The organism is Lederbergia ruris (assembly GCF_018332955.1).
In the GTDB taxonomy this organism is placed as follows: Bacteria; Bacillota; Bacilli; order Bacillales; family Bacillaceae_C; genus Lederbergia; species Lederbergia ruris.
In genome coordinates, this window is sequence record NZ_BORB01000094.1 from 1 (window position 1) to 1,087 (window position 1,087).

The 1,087-nt window shown below is 49.3% G+C and carries 1 protein-coding gene; it reads right to left on the bottom strand.

Translation table 11 applies throughout. From position 1 onward, the window contains the following. Nucleotides 1-759, bottom strand: a 759-nt coding sequence (locus KI363_RS21525) for a UPF0236 family transposase-like protein (protein ID WP_212967606.1), incomplete at its 3' end; no start/stop codon positions are given. Between the last annotated feature and the right edge of the window lie 328 nt (nt 760-1,087).

A 1,087-nucleotide genomic window follows, 5' to 3' on the forward strand; every position in this document is an offset into this window, starting at 1 on the left:
ATTGGATGGAAAGTACTCCCGGCAGGCTGTGATCCAGTTCGCTCCATCCCCGTTAATGACGAGTAGGTGTGTCAGGGGGTCATAGTCAAATGTCTCCACCAGAAATGTCTCAAAGTCCTCCCAGAAATGCTCGTCTCCCTGGTGATGGAAATGACGTTTCTTCTTTAGGCTTGTCCTCCTGCTGTTCACTTCCCAGCCTTGATGGACAGCCGCAATCTTTTCCTCCTTTCCCTTTCGTCCCTTTTCCTGGCGCTTCAGATAAAGTCCATCCACCTCGACAAACAGGACGCGCTGTGCTAGTTCCGTTTTTTCGGAGATCACCTCAACTCCAAGCAGCTGCTGCCTGATTCCCTCATGACTCATAACCCGATAGCCCAAAAGGGTCTCCAGGGTATCAGCTGCCTGGCGGTAGGAAGGGCCTGTAATAGCGAGTTCCATCGCTGTTTCCGCCAGCAGGGGAGTGACTTCTTTTTCTCCGTCAAATGCCAAATATTGATCTAATAGATAGACGTATTCATTCTTTACACGGTCCCGATAATATCTCCGTGTGATTTTTATTGGTCCAAACAGACTATCAATGGTCATCTTCCGCTTCTTGTCCAGCATTCTGAAGCGGCCTTTGTCGCGTGCTTCAGCAATCTGCTGGTCCAAGTCCTCCAGTATTCCCTTCATAACAGCCGAATAGGCCTCCTGCAAATTTCTCCAGAGCGACTGCTCAATCTCTTTTAATGAAGGTATAGCTGTGATATGATTTTCCATATGGGTCACTCCTTTTGGATCTGGTAGTAGTCGACTATGATTCTACTAAGGAGTGACCCTTTCTGCATGGAAAATGCTTCCTGCTCCTCAATTAAAGAAACGATGACCCTTTGTCGGCTTGACATGGGGCCCCTGCGGGCATGAGTTCCCAGCCAGGAAGCCAGCTCCGTAATAGACTGGCTCGCCAACGAGGCTATCATGCCCGCCACCCCATATAAAGCCGTGGATATCACCTTGAAAGAGCCCCCCTGCCACAATGGGCCTCTCCGTTAAACAGATCGAAATGGCGCGTTCCTATTTTGTTCGCCCACAAACATTTTACTCATAC